This is a genomic window from Streptomyces sp. NPDC040410 (genome assembly GCF_055595715.1).
The window spans coordinates 75,767-92,886 of record NZ_JBVIVK010000017.1; the positions used below are offsets into that span (position 1 = coordinate 75,767).

Below are 17,120 nucleotides of genomic sequence, written 5' to 3' on the forward strand. Positions count from 1 at the left end.
TCCGGCCTCAGCAGTGCATGGTGCGCCGGGGATCAGGCGTAGTAGAGGATGTCCCAGTGAGTGGACTCCTTGGCGTATTCGTTGCCGGCGGTTGACTTGTACATCGGTGCGCTGTCGCCGCTCCGCTCGCCGACGTACGTCATGTTCTTTGTGATCCAGTCGTTGACGCACGTGGTCAGCTTGATGTCAACCTTGTAGCCGTTCCAGTGGCTGTAGGTACCCGACGCATGGCCGGTCTCGGTGCCGCCGGTAATGGTGATTGCGCAGTTGCTGACCTTCTTGAAGCCGATGATGCCGTTGACAGTGGCTTTGTTGATCTTCTCGAAGGAGGTGCAGGTGGAGTCGTTGCGGTCGCTGCAGTTCCCGGACGACGTCCAGGTGATCCCTGCTGCCTTCAGCACATCAGCGGCGGCCTTGTGGGTGTCGTACTTCTCCGGGGGCGTCGTTGCGGCCGAAGCGGTCCCCGGAGTCGCCGTGACGGCGCCGAGGAGGGCCAGCGAGCCGAACAGGGTGGCGATACTACGCCTCTTCATCATCCAACTTCCTTCACTTGTCCGACAAACCATTCAGTCCCCGCAACCAGCTGCTGGCCGCGGCTGGACCCCTTCGATGGGTACTGGGCCCGGGCTGGCCGAGTGTTACAGGGAGGATCAAAAAAATGGAGGCGGGCCCGCATTTCTCATGCACGGCATCAGCCTTCACGGCGCCGAGCAGGACCCGCTTGGCAAGTGCCGCGGAATGAAGGGGTGGACGAGCAGGACGGCCACGAGGGAGACGACAAGCATCGCCATCTGACCATCTGAAGGCACTGCTGCGCAGGCGGAGCCTCGGCGGGGCCCAACTGACCCGGACCGAGCGCCACATAGTCCCCCCGTGCCGCAGCCGTGTTCGCCCGTGCCCTGCTCGGGGCCCGGCACCAACGGATCACCTGAACACCCCACGACACAACGGCAAGGTCAGGAGGTGCGAGCGCTTGCTCTCTGAAGAGGTCCACTACGCCTGACGAAGTACCAATGGAGGTGTTCTTGACCAGTTCAGGTCACTTCGCCCCGCTGTCAGGCTCAGCCCTGACTGACCGCCGTCGTATGCCGCGATCTTGATCGGCTTCGTCCTGCTCCTGACGCAGGCGTTCTGCTCCACGGCGAGGCTGTACTGACGCAAGAGCGGATCACGGCGACAGGTGTGGGCCGCTTACTCCGGCCGCCCGGCCGCCGGCGCTTCAGCACGCGCAGAGGACCTGCGTCACTCTGACGCCCGGGGGTGAACGGAATCATCGGCGTCGCTGGCCGAGTGCGCCCTCCAGGTGGCCTGGATCCTCAGCTGCTCCTCCGACGGTGAGCACCGGTCGGTGACAACGTTGTGGCCTTCACTACCCGACAACCCGACAAGACCGTGATCTCGTAGTAATTTCCGGTGACGCGACCGCGATCTCACCCACGATCCGTTCCAGTGTGGGGATCCGGCGCTCGGCCCGCCGCCAGCTTGCGCGGAGCCGCGGCGACCTGGGGCGCGATCTTGGCCCTCGCAGGTCAGACAGTGCGTGCGCACGGGCTGAGGAATGTCCACCGGGCAAGATTGGTAGGCCCATCTACTGCGCCGATCACCGCGTATGCAGCGGGCAGCCCATATGAGCACCTTCATTCCTAACTAAAAGTAATCAGGAACTACTGCACGTGACCCATGGTCGAGTGAAGGCACAAGGGAGCGAGGGCTGCTCTGATCTCGTACTGGATTCGGCGATCCTCTGATGTCCCCGTATCCCGTAGAGCGGTGCAGTGCAACACGAACAGCTTGCCCCTCTCCGTAGGGGGCACATGATCCCGACCGATGCCACTCCAGACCCGCCGTGCCGACACAAACTTGCTGACTACTCACTCGAGGCCTTGAGTAGTTTCCCCCTACCGGGGGGGCATTCCGCAGTCGAAACTCGGGGTGTACGTCTGGTGGACGTCCTGGCCACACTCGGCGCCCTCAATGACAATCGTCCAGCCGCAACATGGCAGGGGCCGAACGCCGGATGACATGCCGGAGCTCCGCTAGGGCGCTTCCGGCTCGTGGCCACGGATGCTTGACCAAGAGAGTCCAAGATGAGCACGCTAGTCGCCTCCCCTCCGCGGATTCAGTACGAGTCGGCCTTTCCGACCGTTGATCAGTCCGTTCCTGCTGTTCGTCGTGCAGCTCGGGCCGTCCTCAGTGACTCTGCGCTGGGCATGGAACAGGACTGCGTCGACCGCGCCCTACTGATCATCACCGAGCTGGTGACGAACGCCGTTAAGCACGCTGCTCGCCTGTCCCCTCGAGCAGAGATCATCCTCCAGACAGATCACCGGGCCCTGACCATCGCCGTCCATGACCGTGACCCCCACGTCCCAACGGTGCCGGCCACCCCGCATCGAGACGACGTTGGCGGATGGGGACTGCGGCTGGTGCACGACCTTGCTGCTGAGGCAGGTGGCACCCTCGAGGCGCGCTTCGACCCTGATCGCAGGGGCAAGGCTATGCATGTCTCCCTTCCGCTCTGACAGCCCAGCCGTGATGGGCGACGGGAAGGCCCCATGGCAATAGGGCAGGCGTGATGCACAGTCGTCAGGCGATCATTCAGACGGCTGGGGCCGTCTTCCACGAGAAGGGTCACCAGGCGACGCTGACGGACATCCCCCGAGCGGGCCAGTCTCAGCAAGGCGCTCTCTCATGCTCCCGACGCTCCCGGCTTGCCACACGTCGAGCATCCGCTCATGCACAGTACCCATCGGTAACTCCAGCCGCTCTTCCCACCGATGCACCCACCCCGTCGCCGGCGTGATCTCCAGCACGCCGCCGATATCGAGATTGACGCAGGTCACCGTCACTCGAAACTCCCCCTCATCGTCCTGCCCAGCTGGCGAGCACACACCGCCAGCTCGTGTGATCTACGAAGACACTCGCGTCCTTCCTCCCCGGGACAAGGTCAAGCGATCTTGGAACCTTGTGGCAGCCCTGTTGCGACGCCACCGCGGCCGTACTCGTGGTTGACGCGCATCGCCCGGGCTCGGCCCGGGGCCAACGTCGGATGACAGCGGCACCGGGCCCGGACGGAGGTCTTCTCGTCACTGGACAGGACGTACTCGTCCTCGCCCTGGGCAAACACCTTCAAACACGCGAGCGCACAGGTCCAGGACACGCTGCGCCTTGGCGCGGAAGTCCGCGTCGCGGACGAAGATCCAGGACCGGTACCGCCAGGGCTTGAGCGCGTCTTCGCGCAGCCAGCGGCGCACCGTGGACGCGGAGACGGTGTCGGTGATCCGGCGCGCGGTCAGCTCGGCGGCCAGTTCCGGGCAGGACCAGCGCGACAGCGGTACGCCGGTCTCGGCGGGTATCTGGCAGGCAAGTGCCTTGGCCTAGGCGACCTGCAAGGGGAAAAAGCGGGCGGGGCGCCCGAGCGATTGCGGCCGGCCAGGGCCGGCAGTCCGCCGTGAGCAAACCGGCCGCGCCAGACACGAACCGTGTCCAGGTGCAGGCCCGTCTCGCGGGCGACGCGCGTTGGAGCGCCCGCGTGCCGCGTGCAGGACGATCCGCGCGCGTACCCGCAGCCGGTGCTCGGTCTTGTGGCCGTACGCCATCTTCTTCAACCGCTTGCGTTCGGCGGCGGTCGGGACTATCGGGTAGGCCGGGGCAACGGGCATGGCAGACGGGCCGATCGGGAGAAGTGGATCACGACAGGTCGCAGCCCGCCGCATCCGGTACCGCGAGCGGGGAAAGCCGGTGCGCCCGCGCTACAGCGGCACCGCGAGCCGACGCCCTCTACCGCCAACCCCCGAAGACCTCCGGGATCAAGCCTCGAAGGACTTCTGGAACGGGACCACGAGATGCCCGCAATGCCTGCTCAGCCGGTCGACGTTCGAGACTACCGGTGCACACTCGTGACCGTACGGGAACTGACTACCGGCATGCAGAGGGCACGCACAGTTCGACTCAGTCGTCACCTATCACTGGGGGCGCTTTGGGGCTCGTGAACGTCGAAGGTCAGCCAGGTTCACCATGGCGTCCTCGTCACCGGCCGCCACGGCCCGCTCATAGAACGCCTCGGCCTGGTCGAGGTCCCCACGCTGTTCATACAGGTGGGCCAGTGAGTACAACGCATCGTCGGCATCGGCGTCGAGCGCTTGGTGGAAGTACTCCTCAGCCCGGACGAGGTCACCTTGATCGCGGTACAGGAAGCCCAGCCACAACAGCGCCGTGTCGGCGTAGCCGGCGTCGATGGCCTGTTTGTAGAACCGTTCGGCCTGATCAGAATTCCCGCGCAGGTTGTGCACAGAGCCAAGGTTCAGCAGCGCGCCCTCGTGGCCCGCATCAACTGCCCGCTGGAAGAGTGCCTCGGCTCCGTCAAGGTCACCCCGATGGAGCTGGATCGTGGCAAGCCCATGCAGGGCGTGGGTGTCACCTGCCTCGAGAGCGCGCCGGAAGCTGCGCTCCGCCTCGTCGCTGTCTCCCAGCGTCCGGTAGATCATCCCGACGGCAATGTCCGCCTCCGTGCTACCCGCGCCAGCCGCCCGCAGGTAGCACGCCTTCGCCTGCTCAAGGTCACCCAGCTCGTTATACCGAGCGGCCTGCTCGAGAAGACTGTCGACGGACTCCACTTCCAATCAGCTCCTCGCCTGGTCGCGTTCGCCGTAGAGCGTAGTCCACCGATGTCTTGCCATCCCATCGCCTCGACCCACCCTGCAGGGCTGCCTCGTTCTCGCGGTTGCGCCAGGCATCACGGGAATCAGGGAGGTGCCGATGCGCAACTGGCAGGCCCGTGTCCTGGCACTGGCGGACCTGCGCATCCATCACCGCGGGGCGTTGGCCTACGCGGAAGGCGAACTGGCCAAGCGGCGAGGCCGTCAAGCCAATGCGCCCACGCTGCAACGGCACCGCGAGCCCATGGGCTTCGCCTACGCCAGCAGGCCGGCACCAGAATGCCGGGTGAGGGGTGCACGGTATTCTCGCTGAGCCACATCGGCTCGGCTGGAGTAGTGGGTGCTCCGGGTCTTGCTCGGTGACGTGGGCGTGGACGTGCGCGGCCACGCGGTACAGCCCGACGTTGGTGGCACCGGAACAGATGGCTGGCGTCCCCGCTGAGCCGTCCCGCTTGCTCGTCGGAATCGCCGAAGAGGTCAGGCGAGCTCACGATCCTGCTCGCGCCCGGCTGCAGCAACCGCTGAGGCGCGTTTCTTGTTCCTTCTCGGTGGCAACGGCGCCGGCGGAGAGGAGCGTCGCAGCGGCGAGGCTGCCCCAGAGGGCGGCCGAGCCGTGGGGTGCGAGAGCGGTGATGACCGCCGGGGAGACGGCGAGGCCGAAGCCCGTGGAGAGCTCGAAGCGGGCGAGGGTGCGTCCCAGGACATGGGCCGGGGCGAGGGCGGTGACGAGCGCGGTGGCGCTGCCGGCGTAGATGATCTCGCCGACAGTGCAGACCACGGACACCGTGGCGACGGCCGGGGCACCCCAGCCGTGTCCCAGTGAGGTGGCCGCGAGGAAGCCGAGGTAGGACGCGGTGAGTACCACGCCGGCGAGAGCCAGCACGGTCCGCCGGGAGAAGCGGGACATCAGGACGGTGACCGGAACCTGCAGAGTGACCACCAGCACCGTGTTGGCCACGAAGATGGCTGCCGACCACACTGGGGATGCGTGCAACTGGGTCACCAGGACCAGAGGGAGCGCGATTTCGGGGACGTTGAGGCAGAAGACGTAGACCACGTTGGCGGCCAGCAGCGCGCGCATCCGGGGTGGGGGCCCCTCGGCCCTGTCCTTGGCCGGGGTAGCGGCCGGATGCGCGTGGAGGTGGACCGACCACGCCAAGGCCGCCGCGGCGAGATAGGCGAGCCCGGTGACGGCAGCCAGTGCCTGCAATGCGGTGGTGCCGCCCGCCAGGCATGCAGTGGCGAGGAGCGCGCCCGCACCCAAGCCGGCGTTGCGCAGGGCACGGCCTCCCGCGAGAGCGGTGTCGCGTTCCCGGCCGTGGGCGACCGTAGCCACAAGAGCTGCGTGGGCGGCCGGCCATGCCTGGTTGCCGATGCCGAGGAAGAGCGCCGCCGTCGCGAACAGCCAGACGTGCCCCGCCGGGGTGGCCAGCAGCAGCGCCACACCCAGCACCCGCACCAGCATCGACGCCGCCACGACCATGCTGCGTGCGCCCCGGTCCAGCCATCGGCCCACCGCGGGCATGCACACCAGACCCACGACGACGCCGATCGTCATGGCGATACCCGTGGCCGGCGCGGACAGTCTCAGCACCGCCACCCCGTAGAGCAGCAGAAAGGGCCGCAGCAGGCCGGTGCCGAGCGCGTCCACGGCCAGCGCGACGGCATAGCGGGGGCCGCCGGAGGCACGGACGAGGGCGCGGGGCTGGATCTTGGTGGTGGTTGCCATGGCGTCAAAGGGTGCGTTCGGCCGCCGGGCTGGGCACGTGGGTTGACGGACACCGTCAACCGACGCCGTCGTCGGCGATCCGGTCAGGGATGCTGAGGGGATGACGTTGAGGATCGACATCAGTGGCCTGCCGTCCGAGCGGCTGCGGTTCGCCGCCTCGCCGCTGGCCGAGCTGACCGCGATGCTGCACCTGCTGGCCGAACCGGGGCATCACCCCCAGCTCGCCAGCTGGGCCGGGGAGGTCTGGGCCGGGCTGCGGCCGGAGCTGGCCGAGCGGTTGCGGGAGGCGGAGTTCCTCTGGCGTTCCTCACGAGCCGACTTCCTGGTCCCCGCTCGACCCCGGCCCACCCTCGCCGAGGAGTTGGACGACGTGGACCGGATCGACGACGAAACCTACGTGACCGCCGCGCTCATTACCACGTGCGGCAGCAACCGGGTCCACTTCGCCGCACCGTCGCCGCTCACCGACACGACGGCGCGCGAGCGGGCCCTGGACCTGGCCCAGGCTCGCGGCCCGCTCCAAGAGGCCTTCGCGGAACGGCTGCTCAGCAACCCGGTCGCCGTGCGGGCGCGGGTGCGCGACACCCTCGAACAATGCGCGGAGGCCTTCTTCGACGCCGCCTGGACGGGCGTCGCCGTGCAGCTCGCCACCGATCTGCGCCTGAAGAACAACCTGCTCAAGCGCCAGGGCGTCGGGGCGGCACTCGCATCGATCTCCGGCGCCGTCACCCTGGCACCGGACGGCCACTGCATCGTCGTGGACAAGCTGCAGGACAACGCGCCCGGGTGGCAGCCGGTGGTGCAGTACCCCGCGGCCGAGCCGAGTCCATCAGAGCCGGTGTCGCTGGAAACGGTCACGCTACGGCTGGAGGCACTGGCACATCCGGTACGGCTACGGCTGCTGCGCACCCTGGCCCGCGGCCCGCACACCACCGGCGAGCTGGCCCACGCCTGGGAACTCTCACCCCCGGAAGTTTCCCGCCACCTCGCCGTCCTGCGCCGCGCGGGCCTGCTCACGACCCGGCGGCACGGTCGTTACGTCCGGTACACCCTCAACCTCACCGAGCTGACGACACTCGGCGCCGACCTGCTGGCGGCCGTACTGCGCTGACAGCTTCGGCCTGCCAGACGCGGGCGACCGCCGCCTTCGCAGCATCGTCCGACTCGGCAGGTGGCGGCGGAGAGACACAGCGCGGTCTTGAATGGACAGAGCGTCGTACGCGGGTGCTGGGAGAGGATCCGGGCGAACAGCCCGGTGACGAAGGGCAGGGCGAAGCTGTTGCCGGTGGCGCGGAGAGCTCTGCCATCCTGCCAGGCGACCTCCGGAACCCGAAGCCGATCCGGGCGGCGAAGCGTCGGGAGTTCTGCCTGGCAGGTCTACCGCGAACGCCACCAGTTTGCCGGACCAGATCTCAGCCACTCCCGGTGAAAGGCCGACCCGGACTCACCCGGGCGCCAAAAGAGCCCCGGTGGCTGCAGTGCGGCCGCCGGGGCTCCGTCATCGCCCGGGCCTACAAGGGGGGAAGGCACCGGGCGAGCTTCGAGGGAGGCAGGGGACGTGGCGGGTTAGACGGACCGACTTCGTGACCGCCCGTTGGTTTCGCCGGAATCGAGCTCATTTGAGGGCGAAGGGCTACGGGTGCTCGCACTCGTCAGCGGTCTCTGCCTTCTGGGCAGGCTGAGCATCAAGGTTGGCGGTACCGAACGGGTTATCGATGATGTATCGCCACAGACCGTCCGCGCCACGACGTGCCACGTCCGTCGCCGTACCCTCAATATGCACCTTCTCACCAGCAGGCCCTGGACCGTCGATGACCCAGTCGACAATCAGCAGAGCGATGTCGTCCGCAACATAGGTGTGCCGAGGATGAACGGCTATCGGCAGACCCAGGCGGAGGAATTCGGCTGTAGCCTCAGCCAGGTCATCCCCTGCAACGTGTCGACCAGGGTGGGGGACAAAGACAGCGTCCTGTTCATACACCCGCCCCACGGCCTCCGCGCTACCGCTGTTGAATGCCTCGGCGAATACCGCTGGGTGCTGCTTTGGGTCGGTGGTCAGAGAAAAAGTAGGGACATGGTGACTTCCGAGATCCGATTCGATGCTCATGACGGCAGCCAACCTGACCGCTACGTGGGTCACCAAACGGAAACCCCCGCCCCGATGCCTCCGGTGGGCTCGACCAGTCGGCGCTCCGACTGGGACGGCGAGCTGGCTCCGGACACGCGCGGGCGTACCAGTCAGCCCGAACCCGACTGCCCCGTCGAGATCGCTCTCGCCGCCGTGGCGGGCCGCTGGACCACACTTGTCCTGCGTGAGCTGATGCATGGGCCACAATCCTTCAGCAGCCTGCGCGACCGGCTGCCGAAGATCAGTGCCAAGGTGCTTGCCGAACGTCTGCGCGTACTCGGGGAACGAGATCTGGTGTTTCGCGAACGATTGGACGGATTCCCGGTCCGCACCCGGTACCACCTCACTGCTGCCGGAGCGGCCTTGCGGCCGTTGCTCATCGAGCTGTACCGCACAGGAGCCGCAATCGAGGCCGCACACGAAGGACGAACCCCAGCTGCGTAGGTCAGAGCCGGACAGGGGCGGCCTGGCTCGTAACACCACCTGCTGTTCGCGTTCGTCGGCCACGGCCTACTGCGGCGCGGTGGGCAAACGGGCCAACTGGCGGGTCGCAATCAGCGTCCACGCCGCCACCGCCACCGCCTCCTGCCCGCTGAACTGGCAGCTGCATCTGGTCATCCGGCCGTCCCACCAGACCCGGCGTCGAGCCGGCGGCAAGAACGACGCCATCCACGCCGAGGCCGACGCCGGCGCGGTCCAGGCGGGCACCGTCTTGGGCCAGGCGAAGTCCCAGGACGGCCCGGTGGAGATGATCCGCACCCTGCGGCTGGCCCGCCGCTCAGCGATGGAGGCCCGCACGCGGGCCGCCAATCAGCTCCAGGCCGTCGTGGTCACGACCCCGCAGGAATTGCGCGACCGCCTGCGCAAGCTGTCCCTGGCAGACCTGGTGGCCACAGCGGCCAGGTTCCGGCCCGGCTGCGTCAACTCTCCCGAGGCCGCAGCCAGGCTCGCGCTGAAGAGCCCGGCAGTCCGCTACCAACAACTCGCCCAGGAGATCGGCTGCGTTGGACCTGCAGATCGATCGGCTTGCCCACCGGGCCGCACCGGAGCTGACGCAGATCAAGGCGTCGGTGTCGACATCGCCGCGGCCCTGCTGGCGGCTGCTGGTGACAACACCCACAGCACCTTCGGTCGGAAGCGTCCTTCGCGCACGTGTGCGGCGTCGCCCCGATACCCGCCAGTTCCCGGAAGAACAACCGCAACCGACTCAACCGAGGCGGCAGCCGGGAAGCCAACGGGACCCTTTACATGCTGGCCATCTGACGCCCTCGTCATCGTGACCAGGCCCGCGTGATCGGTGACGGCTTGCTGGAAAGCCTCCGCCTGTTGCAGCCAGCGCTTCCATGCCGCTTCGCTGGAGGGGGCGGGGCTGGGCTTGATGCGGGTGGAACAGTTGAGCTCGACCGGGGCTTGCGCTCGGCCAGCACCTGCGGCTGGGCGGCAGCGCTGAGATGAACGGCGACCCCGGGAGCTACTGCAGGCCGAGGGCGCGTGCGACGGAACCAAGCTCGGCAGCGCTCGAGCTGGAGCTATAGCCGATGGATAGGGAGGTGTCAGGATCCTTAAGCCCGTTGCCAGTAACGGTGATGACGATGGTTTGGCCAGACGGGGATGCAACCAGCATCGTGCTGGCTCAGCAAACCCGCGACGCCTGCGGCGGACGCGGGTTCGACGAAGATGCCCTCGGATCGGGCAAGTAGGCTATAGGCGCTGAGGATCTGTTCGTGGCTCCTGCCGCGCGCGCCAGTCGGGTGCGTCGCCGAGGGCGTCGACAATCTCGAAAGCGAGTGTGCCGTCCTCATTGAGGGTGACACCACGTCACGGCCTTTCCGGCACTCGCGAAATCAGCCACGCGGGGGTGCGTGCGGAAAGCTCAGCCGAACCGCCGACCTCGGCTCTTGCGTTGGGTAAGGCGCCAAGCGCCGTAGCGAACAGCACTCAATGACCACAGCGACAACCAATAGACGGAGAAACTCATGAAGAACAGGATCGCAACACCGAAAGCATCACCGACGGCGGCCGATGGCTGAATCTTGAACAGTGAGACGAAAATCAGCGCAGCCGCGACCGGAGAGGCTACAGCTGCACACGCCGCCAGCACCTTCCATGCACGGCCGCCGCGCATGACCAACCGCTCAAATCCAAAGGCAACAGGAAAAATGAGAAGACTTGCGGTAAACCCCACGCCAGCGGCAACCAGAACGGCCTTGGCGTAATCGCTGGCGATAAAGTCTCCGTCAATGAAAAAGACTGCCGTAATCGGAAGGGTGACGACCATGAAGGACATTACGATGACTGCTGTCGTAATCGCGATGGACAATGAGTGCCGAAGGACCGCCCACCGTCGAGAATCAGGATTATAGACAGGTGTGGGGTTGTCGAAGGCGGCGGTGACGTGTGGATTCGTCGGGGGATTGCCAGGCAAAATTCACTCCTTCACGTTGGGTCTCACAGTCCCTGACGCATCCGCCCGCCTCCGCGGTTCCTGCGCCCACCTGTGGTTCGGGACGGGCCGGCGGGAGGGCGTCGGGCTCGACGACGCGCCTCGCCTCCCCGGGCGACTCGTCAGTAGCCGCTTCTCACCGTTTCCAGCGTCAATAGCTGTCTTGAATGATCCCGATGATGATCACCATGGCCAAGGCCGGTGAGATGATGCATGGCGGCGAGGCCGACAGGGGCGCCAAAAATGGCCCCGAACACACTGATCGCAAGGAGCAGGCCCACACTCCCGAGGGTCGCGACTGTGTCACATGCGTTGCGTGGCACAGTCGCCGCAACACGAGGCGTTGCACTCCGGGAGGGTCTAGGCCATTACTGATTCTCTTTCACTGCGTCGGCTTACGTTGTAGCCGCTGCCATCACATCCGGCTCCGGCGGGCGCGCAGATCGCACGTCACACGGGTGATGCTGTTCGGAACGCAAGCTCTATCGATGCGAGGGGCGCAGTCTTCGAAAAGTGTTTCGGAGGGTTCTCCCCCGAAATATGTCCCGGTGCCGTCAGGGAAATCACGCAATCGCCACGTAGTTTCAGGGCGGCGCCTGACGGTGAGCATCGTCGGCCAGCGGGCAGGGTCTACGCGATGGCCTGCGGCCACCGTACGGTCTTCGTTTGTCGGGACAGGACATCGCGGGGCTCTGCCGGGTCCTGAGCCTGCGGTGCTGGGGCGGGATCTCCCGCCAGAGCAGGTGCCGCAGTAGCTTGCGCAGCTTGTCCTGACTCTCCCCTTGACGACCGGGGGTAGTGGCCGTCGGCGGCGATGACGTGCTCGGCGTGTCCATTCCAGCAAGGGAGCGCAGGCGGGATTCTCGTTGCTATTCGCGGCGGCCCGGCGCTGGCGATCACGGTCTGGCAGGCGTGGAGCGCCGCGGCGAGGAGGTGGACGACCTCGCCGTCGGTGCGCGATCAGCGCACAGAACCTCCGTCGGCGCAACTCATCGGCCCGGGAGCCTCGTTGGTTGCATATCCTGCCGCATTCGACCTGTCTCACGCCCTGGTCGAGTGGGTAACCATGCTGATCGTCACCCGTGAGGGTGACCGCCGCTGCAAGCTCCCGCCCCACCAGCGGGCCCGCGTCGGCCTGGTTCGATCGTGAGCGGCCTCAGATATTCAACGAGCCTATCGGCATTCCGTATCGGCGACCGCAGCGGGTGTAGGCGAGGACGGCGTGGCCCTGAACGACGGTATGTGGGCCGAGCGTTTGAGGATTTACTGACAACTCGCCGGCCAGGGCGGGCACGGAGAGATACGGCGCGAGTCCGAACTCCGCCTCCAACTGCGTTTCGAATTCTTGGATTGCCTCTTCCTCTTCCCAATCCACTATGTCAAGCAGCCGGGCCTGCACTTCGGCGGGCAGGGGGTCTTCACCCGTGCGAAAGCGTTGCTCCTCGGGCAGCCGGTCCCCGATTCTCGGACCGGACCGCGAGGCGTCGTAGTAGCGGACGATCTCGCCGTCACGCGCGACACACCATGAGTGCCAGCCGTAGACGTCCACGGCGTACCAGTGCGCTTCGCCGAAACGGCGGCTCAGTCGTCGGCAGTACTTGAGCACGTCCGGGAAAGGCGATGCAGCGTCGACCTCCTCACCGATGGAGTGCGCGTCGTCGGGTGTGCGACCGAACGCCAGTGTCCATCCGTCGAGGACAGGGGTGACGTACATCCACCGGCACCTGTAGTGCTCCTGGTTGAACGTGTTGTGGACGGTTCTGTGCCAAGCGCTCTCGCCTAGACGCATGGTGACGTGCACGGGGCCGGTCAGGTCGAAGGCTTCGAGGACGTCCGTCTGGTTGTTGGTCGGCACGGCGTACCAGGAACCGTCGCGGAGTTTCATGGGCGCGGGCACGTCGAGGAGGGACTTGATGGTCACGAGCCGACGGATCAGCGCCTGATCGCGGGGATCGAGGCCGTCGAAGCCCACGGTGTTCGCCAGCATTTCGAGTATCCGCGAGCGCAGCCGGCCACGCGCAGTGCCTCGCGCTGACCGGAGGGCCGGCACGACACCGGGACCCGCACCGGTGATCGCGTGCTCAGCCCCCCACCGGACGTCCTCGTCAGGGTCGACGAGCAGCGGCAACAGTGCATCAGCGTGCTCAACCACCGGCTCGATCGTATTCCCGAACGAGTAGACGGCGGCCCTGCGCACGCTGCTGTTCTGGCCACTGAGGTACGGAAGGCACGCGGAGTGGTCCGTCTTCGCCGCGTCCCTGAAATCGCGATGGGCGGCCTGTCTGGCATCGTCTGACCTGGCAGTCGATATCTGCTCCGCGAGCGCGGCAAGGTCCTCATCGGCCATGGGGTAACCGTAACTGCAGGCACTGACAAGCTGAGGCGTGCGACGGCCGTTGGTGTCCGGGGCGCCCGCCCGGACACGTGAGTGGCTGGCTCAGCCGCGTTGGTTCAGCGCTCTGGTCAGGTCCCGGTTGGCTGCCGTCGCCATCGAGATCGGACCGGGCCTCCTCCAAGGCGGATGTCAGTTCGACGTTGTGCTGCTCCAGCCTCGTGATCTTTCGTTGGAGTTCGTCGATGTCCGCTGGGGTTCCGAGCCGTGACTCCTGCCATGCCTGAGTTCCCAGTGCCTGTGACAGTCGTTCCTCCAGCTGCTGAACGCGGGTGGCCAGGCGGGTGTTGCGGGCCTGGGCGTTGGCGAGGTCGGCTTGGAGCGAGGCCCGGCTCACCGGCGAACCGCTGGCCGGGTCCTGAGCTGCCGGTTCGAGTTCAGCCCGGAGGAAAAGCGTTTCGGTCACCAGAGGTCCGCTGAGTATTCTCCGGTCCTGCCTGCTTGCGGCCCAGCCGCCGTACCCCTGAACGGAGAGGGCATGACCGAAGCCGACAGCACGCATGTCAACGCCGCAGAACTCCTGACGCTCGCGCTCCGTCACCTCGACGACGCCGACACCCGTCGTCCGTTCACCGAGATCCCGACCCTCGACGATTCCACCCCCCTGCCCTTCCGGCCGTTCCCGGCCCTGGCGATCGCCATGGCCGGGCATGTCCTCGCCGCATGGGAGGTGAGGACGTTCCAGGTCGAGCGCGCCAAGCGGGGTGAGCGCATACGGTTCTTCACCGCGGCGGGCGGCGAGCCCAGACGGGTGTTCCGTGCATGCACCCTCTTCGACCCCGAGCTGGGTACCCAGCGGGTCATCGAGCTGTGCGGGCACTCCTTCTGCTCCAACAAGGCACCCGCGGGCCCCGGGAGCCGCTGCGCCGACCACCTCGGCGATCCGGTACCGGACGTCTGCGGCCCGGACTACTGGCTGCACATGGCCGGCGAAGCCGCCAGGTCGGTCGAGTACGGTCGCGGTGGTCTCACCGAGACGGAGGCGCTGGCCGTGCACGCGGCCCGGGCCGGTGTGCCCATGGCCGAGGTGGGCCGCGCGACCGGGATCCACGAGTGGACGGTGCACGCGCTCAGTGGGGGATCCGCCCGGGTGCCCGAGGACGTCGACAGCTCCGACGACCCCGCGTGCTGGCCGCTGGTGCTCACTCCCGTGCGCGACATCACCGCGGCGGAGGTGCACCGTGTCTACGACTTCCTGGGAGGCGGCTCCGCCAAGCCCGCCCCGGACAGGGTGCTCGCCCGGAAGGACCACTGGTACGAGTACGAGCCGCTGCGCCAGAACGGCCCGTTCCTGGTCCATGCGGAGGACGAGCACGGCTTCACGCTGGAGTGGTGGCAGATGCAGGACCATCTGCCGGAGCATCTTCTCGCCCGCTGTGGCGACGAGCGCCGCAGACGAGACATGTACGAGCCCCCCTGCCAGTGCGGCGACTGCGGCTACTAGCCAGGGCTGTCAGGTGGCTTTTCCCCTCCCCCGCACCTTCCCGAAGCCAGGGCTTCGCCCCGGAACCAGGCGGGACCGGTGCGTCTTCGGCGACCGCAACAGCGGCCGCCACCTCGCCAAGTTCTCCTGGACGAGGATCGTCCGGCATCAGATGGTCAAGGGCAGCGCGTCAGTGGACGACCCAGCCCTTGCCGACTACTGGGCCGAACGACGTCGCAAGCACAAGCCAGCACCTGCATAGGCCGGCGAGCCATCAGGGCTTGCTTGAGCCGTGTGCTCGGACAACCGGCCCGCACGGTTCTGAGGGGGGTACTGGAGTACTGAGGGGTCCTGTCACAATGCTGGGGCCTGCGGGCCGACTCGCTGGTGGACCTGTTCATCCAGCTCGTACTGTGGGTCCGCCCGGTAAGGGAAGCAGTCTTGAAGCAGGCAGGGTAATAACTCATGGTAAGTGCACGCAAGTTCTTCATACCGGCCGCCGCCGTAGCGGCGCTGCTCACAGTCTCGGGGTGTTCGGAGGACAAGCCGGCCGCCCATGCTTCCCCGTCTGAGCTCGCCCACTACACGGCCGCTCCCGGTCCGGCCACTCCGACGCAGAGCCCGACGACGGCCGCGCCCGTGGAGTGCGTGAAGACCGCGGGCATGGGCGTCGAGCAGCTGACCGGCTATCTGAGGAAACTGCGCAGCGCAAGCGGCGAATACCAGTCCAGGGGCTTGACCCTGGACTCCTCCGGCCTGAACTTCACCCCGGAGGCGATCCAGAGGCCGTGCGAGACAGTCACGGTAAAGCTCGCCCACTACTGGGTCGATGTCGAGAAGACGAGGGAGGCGACTGCCGTCAGCCCAGCCCGCTACGAGTACCGGTACACGCTGATCAGCGTCACCTCCCACAAGGCCGGCCCGCAGGACGGCAGAGTCCCCGATACCGCGCCGCCGGGGGGCACCGCCTGCCGGGGCACGGTTTCGGTCGCCTACCTCGGCGAAGACATTCCGCTGCGATCCCTGCCGTACAACTTGGAGCTGACCGATACCACAGCCCCCCTCCCGGTCGAGGTGGACGGAGACGGGGTGCTGTCCGCGATCTACGTCTCGCCCGTCGGCGTGGAGTCCTGCTGACCGCCGACTTGGGCGGGGGTATCGCGGCGGTAGCAGGCGGGTTCGCCGGTGGAGCGGCCTTGTCGCTTGTCGTGTGAGCGGTGGCGAACTGGTCGAGCGGGTGGGCCGCAGGCTACCGAGCCTGGACGGCTGCTGCGGTGGCCAGCACCGCGAGCAACATGCCGAGCGGGTCCGTGGCGGTGTTCCGCTTGCGGCCCAGGTTCGTCTTGCTGACCGGCCGGTGACCACCCGGTCCCGAACGCGTCGGGAGGGCGTCCGCGCCTCGGCCGGCATCGCCCGGCTGGCGCTCCAGCAGATCCAGGAAGGGCCTCACCGCCGACGACGTCGACGCCCCCGAACTCGCCGCGATCCCGCGCGAGCTCATCGACGACTGCGGTCGAGTCGCACGTGGCTGAACCCGGCAACGGCACGCACAAGTGCGCCGCACTGATTCACCTTCGTGCGGCCGGCGGCGCACCTCGTACGTCCCGTCCTGCGACCTTTCAACGGGGTCACATCTGCTGCCACTTGTGGAACAGCCAGTCGTTCGCCCCGCGTGCGAAGACTTCCAGACGCCCGTCCTGGTTGGCAGCCACCACAAGGTCGGAAGTGATGCCACCGGCCAGATCGAACCATCCCGACCATCCACCGCCGGGCGAAATCTGGCGGTTATGAGCCAACGCGCCATGGGCGTCCCGTGCGAAGACTTCGAGACGGCCATCACGGTTGCGTCCTACGGCGGGGTTACTGGTGATGGCGCCTGCCACGGGGTACCAGCCGTGCCATCCTCCGTTCGGGCTGGTCTGCCAGTTGTGGTAGAGCCCGCCGTCGGTGCCGCGAGCGAATACTTCCAGTCGTCCGTCGTGGTTGCGTCCTACGGCGGGGTCGCTGGTGATGGCGCCTTCCATGGGGTACCAGCCGTGCCATCCTCCTCCCGGGCTGGTCTGCCAGTTGTGGTACAGCCAGTCGTTCGCCCCGCGTGCGAAGACTTCGAGACGGCCGTCCTGGTTGATGCTCACGGCGGGGTTGCCGGTGAAGCCGCCTGCCATGGGATACCAGCCGTGCCATCCCCCGTTCGGGCTGGTCTGCCAGTTGTGGTAGAGCCCGCCGTCGGTGCCGCGAGCGAATACTTCCAATCGTCCGTCGTGGTTGCGTCCTACGGCGGGGTCGCTGGTGATGGCGCCTTCCATGGGGTACCAGCCGTGCCATCCTCCTCCCGGGCTGGTCTGCC

General features: G+C 67.1%; 16 protein-coding genes and 4 pseudogenes. 9 read left to right on the plus strand and 11 right to left on the minus strand.

Annotation, left to right across the window (positions count from 1 at the left end; all coding sequences use genetic code 11):
- Window positions 1–32: 32 nt before the first annotated feature.
- On the minus strand, window positions 33–536 hold the full coding sequence (locus tag ACZ562_RS28895) for a hypothetical protein (protein ID WP_471184936.1): 504 nt from the start codon (window positions 534–536) through the stop codon (window positions 33–35).
- 1,551 nt (window positions 537–2,087) lie between these two features.
- Here ACZ562_RS28895 and ACZ562_RS28900 point away from each other — a divergent pair.
- Window positions 2,088–2,522 carry an ATP-binding protein gene (locus tag ACZ562_RS28900; protein ID WP_471184939.1) on the plus strand — a complete coding sequence of 145 codons (435 nt, stop codon included), beginning with the start codon at window positions 2,088–2,090 and terminating at the stop codon, window positions 2,520–2,522.
- Window positions 2,523–2,681: 159 nt separating this feature from the next.
- Here ACZ562_RS28900 and ACZ562_RS28905 read toward each other — a convergent pair.
- A pseudogene (locus ACZ562_RS28905) lies at window positions 2,682–2,849 on the minus strand (HAD family phosphatase); the annotation flags it as partial.
- Window positions 2,850–3,222: 373 nt separating this feature from the next.
- Between ACZ562_RS28905 and ACZ562_RS28910 the strand changes: the two are divergent.
- The gene (locus tag ACZ562_RS28910) at window positions 3,223–3,381 is read left to right on the plus strand and encodes a hypothetical protein (RefSeq protein ID WP_471184941.1); all 159 of its coding nucleotides are present in this window, start codon (window positions 3,223–3,225) and stop codon (window positions 3,379–3,381) included.
- Between the two features lie 31 nt (window positions 3,382–3,412).
- On the opposite strand, the pseudogene ACZ562_RS28915 reads toward ACZ562_RS28910, so the two are convergent.
- Both ACZ562_RS28915 and ACZ562_RS28920 read right to left on the minus strand, forming a co-directional pair.
- A pseudogene (locus ACZ562_RS28915) lies at window positions 3,413–3,511 on the minus strand (hypothetical protein); the annotation flags it as partial.
- A 454-nt stretch (window positions 3,512–3,965) separates the two neighbouring features.
- Entirely contained in the window at window positions 3,966–4,616 is a 651-nt protein-coding gene (locus tag ACZ562_RS28920) for a tetratricopeptide repeat protein (RefSeq protein ID WP_471184943.1), read from the minus strand.
- Window positions 4,617–4,758: 142 nt separating this feature from the next.
- Here ACZ562_RS28920 and ACZ562_RS28925 point away from each other — a divergent pair, with 142 nt between their 5' ends.
- Window positions 4,759–4,971 carry a hypothetical protein gene (locus tag ACZ562_RS28925; RefSeq protein ID WP_471184946.1) on the plus strand — a complete coding sequence of 71 codons (213 nt, stop codon included), beginning with the start codon at window positions 4,759–4,761 and terminating at the stop codon, window positions 4,969–4,971.
- A gap of 174 nt (window positions 4,972–5,145) precedes the next feature.
- Here the strand turns inward: ACZ562_RS28925 and ACZ562_RS28930 are convergent, their stop codons facing one another.
- Window positions 5,146–6,387, minus strand: a complete 1,242-nt coding sequence (locus tag ACZ562_RS28930) for an MFS transporter (RefSeq protein ID WP_471184948.1) — start codon at window positions 6,385–6,387, stop codon at window positions 5,146–5,148.
- 100 nt (window positions 6,388–6,487) lie between these two features.
- Between ACZ562_RS28930 and ACZ562_RS28935 the strand changes: the two genes are divergently transcribed.
- Window positions 6,488–7,498: a DUF5937 family protein gene (locus ACZ562_RS28935; RefSeq protein ID WP_471184950.1), complete on the plus strand. Its 1,011-nt coding sequence runs from the start codon at window positions 6,488–6,490 to the stop codon at window positions 7,496–7,498.
- Between the two features lie 522 nt (window positions 7,499–8,020).
- Here ACZ562_RS28935 and ACZ562_RS28940 read toward each other — a convergent pair.
- The gene (locus ACZ562_RS28940) at window positions 8,021–8,494 is read right to left on the minus strand and encodes a YybH family protein (protein ID WP_471184953.1); all 474 of its coding nucleotides are present in this window, start codon (window positions 8,492–8,494) and stop codon (window positions 8,021–8,023) included.
- A 54-nt stretch (window positions 8,495–8,548) separates the two neighbouring features.
- Here ACZ562_RS28940 and ACZ562_RS28945 point away from each other — a divergent pair, with 54 nt between their 5' ends.
- Together ACZ562_RS28945 and ACZ562_RS28950 are read left to right on the plus strand one after the other, a co-directional pair.
- Complete coding sequence (locus ACZ562_RS28945; protein ID WP_471185110.1) at window positions 8,549–8,959, plus strand: winged helix-turn-helix transcriptional regulator; 411 nt, start codon at window positions 8,549–8,551, stop codon at window positions 8,957–8,959.
- A gap of 58 nt (window positions 8,960–9,017) precedes the next feature.
- A pseudogene (locus tag ACZ562_RS28950) lies at window positions 9,018–9,188 on the plus strand (transposase); the annotation flags it as partial.
- Between the two features lie 1,200 nt (window positions 9,189–10,388).
- Here the strand turns inward: ACZ562_RS28950 and ACZ562_RS28955 are convergent.
- Window positions 10,389–10,793: a hypothetical protein gene (locus ACZ562_RS28955; RefSeq protein WP_471184955.1), complete on the minus strand. Its 405-nt coding sequence runs from the start codon at window positions 10,791–10,793 to the stop codon at window positions 10,389–10,391.
- Window positions 10,794–11,080: 287 nt separating this feature from the next.
- Window positions 11,081–11,239, minus strand: a complete 159-nt coding sequence (locus tag ACZ562_RS28960; protein ID WP_471184958.1) for a hypothetical protein — start codon at window positions 11,237–11,239, stop codon at window positions 11,081–11,083.
- A gap of 728 nt (window positions 11,240–11,967) precedes the next feature.
- Between ACZ562_RS28960 and ACZ562_RS28965 the strand changes: the two are divergent.
- Window positions 11,968–12,099, plus strand: a pseudogene (locus tag ACZ562_RS28965) (IS5/IS1182 family transposase); the annotation flags it as partial.
- Between the two features lie 15 nt (window positions 12,100–12,114).
- On the opposite strand, the gene ACZ562_RS28970 reads toward ACZ562_RS28965, so the two are convergent.
- Entirely contained in the window at window positions 12,115–13,305 is a 1,191-nt protein-coding gene (locus tag ACZ562_RS28970) for a HEAT repeat domain-containing protein (protein ID WP_471184961.1), read from the minus strand.
- A 523-nt stretch (window positions 13,306–13,828) separates the two neighbouring features.
- On the opposite strand from ACZ562_RS28970, the gene ACZ562_RS28975 reads away from it, so the two are divergent.
- On the plus strand, window positions 13,829–14,794 hold the full coding sequence (locus ACZ562_RS28975) for a hypothetical protein (RefSeq protein WP_471184964.1): 966 nt from the start codon (window positions 13,829–13,831) through the stop codon (window positions 14,792–14,794).
- Between the two features lie 444 nt (window positions 14,795–15,238).
- Window positions 15,239–15,910, plus strand: coding sequence for a hypothetical protein (locus ACZ562_RS28980; protein ID WP_471184966.1), 672 nt, complete (start codon window positions 15,239–15,241; stop codon window positions 15,908–15,910).
- Between the two features lie 112 nt (window positions 15,911–16,022).
- On the opposite strand, the gene ACZ562_RS28985 is transcribed toward ACZ562_RS28980, so the two are convergent.
- On the minus strand, window positions 16,023–16,274 hold the full coding sequence (locus ACZ562_RS28985; protein ID WP_471184969.1) for a hypothetical protein: 252 nt from the start codon (window positions 16,272–16,274) through the stop codon (window positions 16,023–16,025).
- Between the two features lie 127 nt (window positions 16,275–16,401).
- Window positions 16,402–17,120, minus strand: a 719-nt coding sequence (locus ACZ562_RS28990) for a PLL family lectin (RefSeq protein ID WP_471184971.1), incomplete at its 5' end; no start/stop codon positions are given.

Bases quoted from the DNA above. Each gene is read 5' to 3' on its own strand.
- ACZ562_RS28955 (WP_471184955.1), bottom strand. From the start codon at position 10,793: ATGGTCGTCACCCTTCCGATTACGGCAGTCTTTTTCATTGACGGAGAC.
- ACZ562_RS28930 (WP_471184948.1), bottom strand. From the start codon at position 6,387: ATGGCAACCACCACCAAGATCCAGCCCCGCGCCCTCGTCCGTGCCTCC.
- ACZ562_RS28985 (WP_471184969.1), bottom strand. From the start codon at position 16,274: ATGAGCTCGCGCGGGATCGCGGCGAGTTCGGGGGCGTCGACGTCGTCG.
- ACZ562_RS28935 (WP_471184950.1), top strand. From the start codon at position 6,488: ATGACGTTGAGGATCGACATCAGTGGCCTGCCGTCCGAGCGGCTGCGG.
- ACZ562_RS28900 (WP_471184939.1), top strand. From the start codon at position 2,088: ATGAGCACGCTAGTCGCCTCCCCTCCGCGGATTCAGTACGAGTCGGCC.
- ACZ562_RS28980 (WP_471184966.1), top strand. From the start codon at position 15,239: ATGGTAAGTGCACGCAAGTTCTTCATACCGGCCGCCGCCGTAGCGGCG.
- ACZ562_RS28975 (WP_471184964.1), top strand. From the start codon at position 13,829: ATGACCGAAGCCGACAGCACGCATGTCAACGCCGCAGAACTCCTGACG.
- ACZ562_RS28945 (WP_471185110.1), top strand. From the start codon at position 8,549: ATGCCTCCGGTGGGCTCGACCAGTCGGCGCTCCGACTGGGACGGCGAG.
- ACZ562_RS28940 (WP_471184953.1), bottom strand. From the start codon at position 8,494: ATGAGCATCGAATCGGATCTCGGAAGTCACCATGTCCCTACTTTTTCT.
- ACZ562_RS28895 (WP_471184936.1), bottom strand. From the start codon at position 536: ATGATGAAGAGGCGTAGTATCGCCACCCTGTTCGGCTCGCTGGCCCTC.
- ACZ562_RS28970 (WP_471184961.1), bottom strand. From the start codon at position 13,305: ATGGCCGATGAGGACCTTGCCGCGCTCGCGGAGCAGATATCGACTGCC.
- ACZ562_RS28925 (WP_471184946.1), top strand. From the start codon at position 4,759: ATGCGCAACTGGCAGGCCCGTGTCCTGGCACTGGCGGACCTGCGCATC.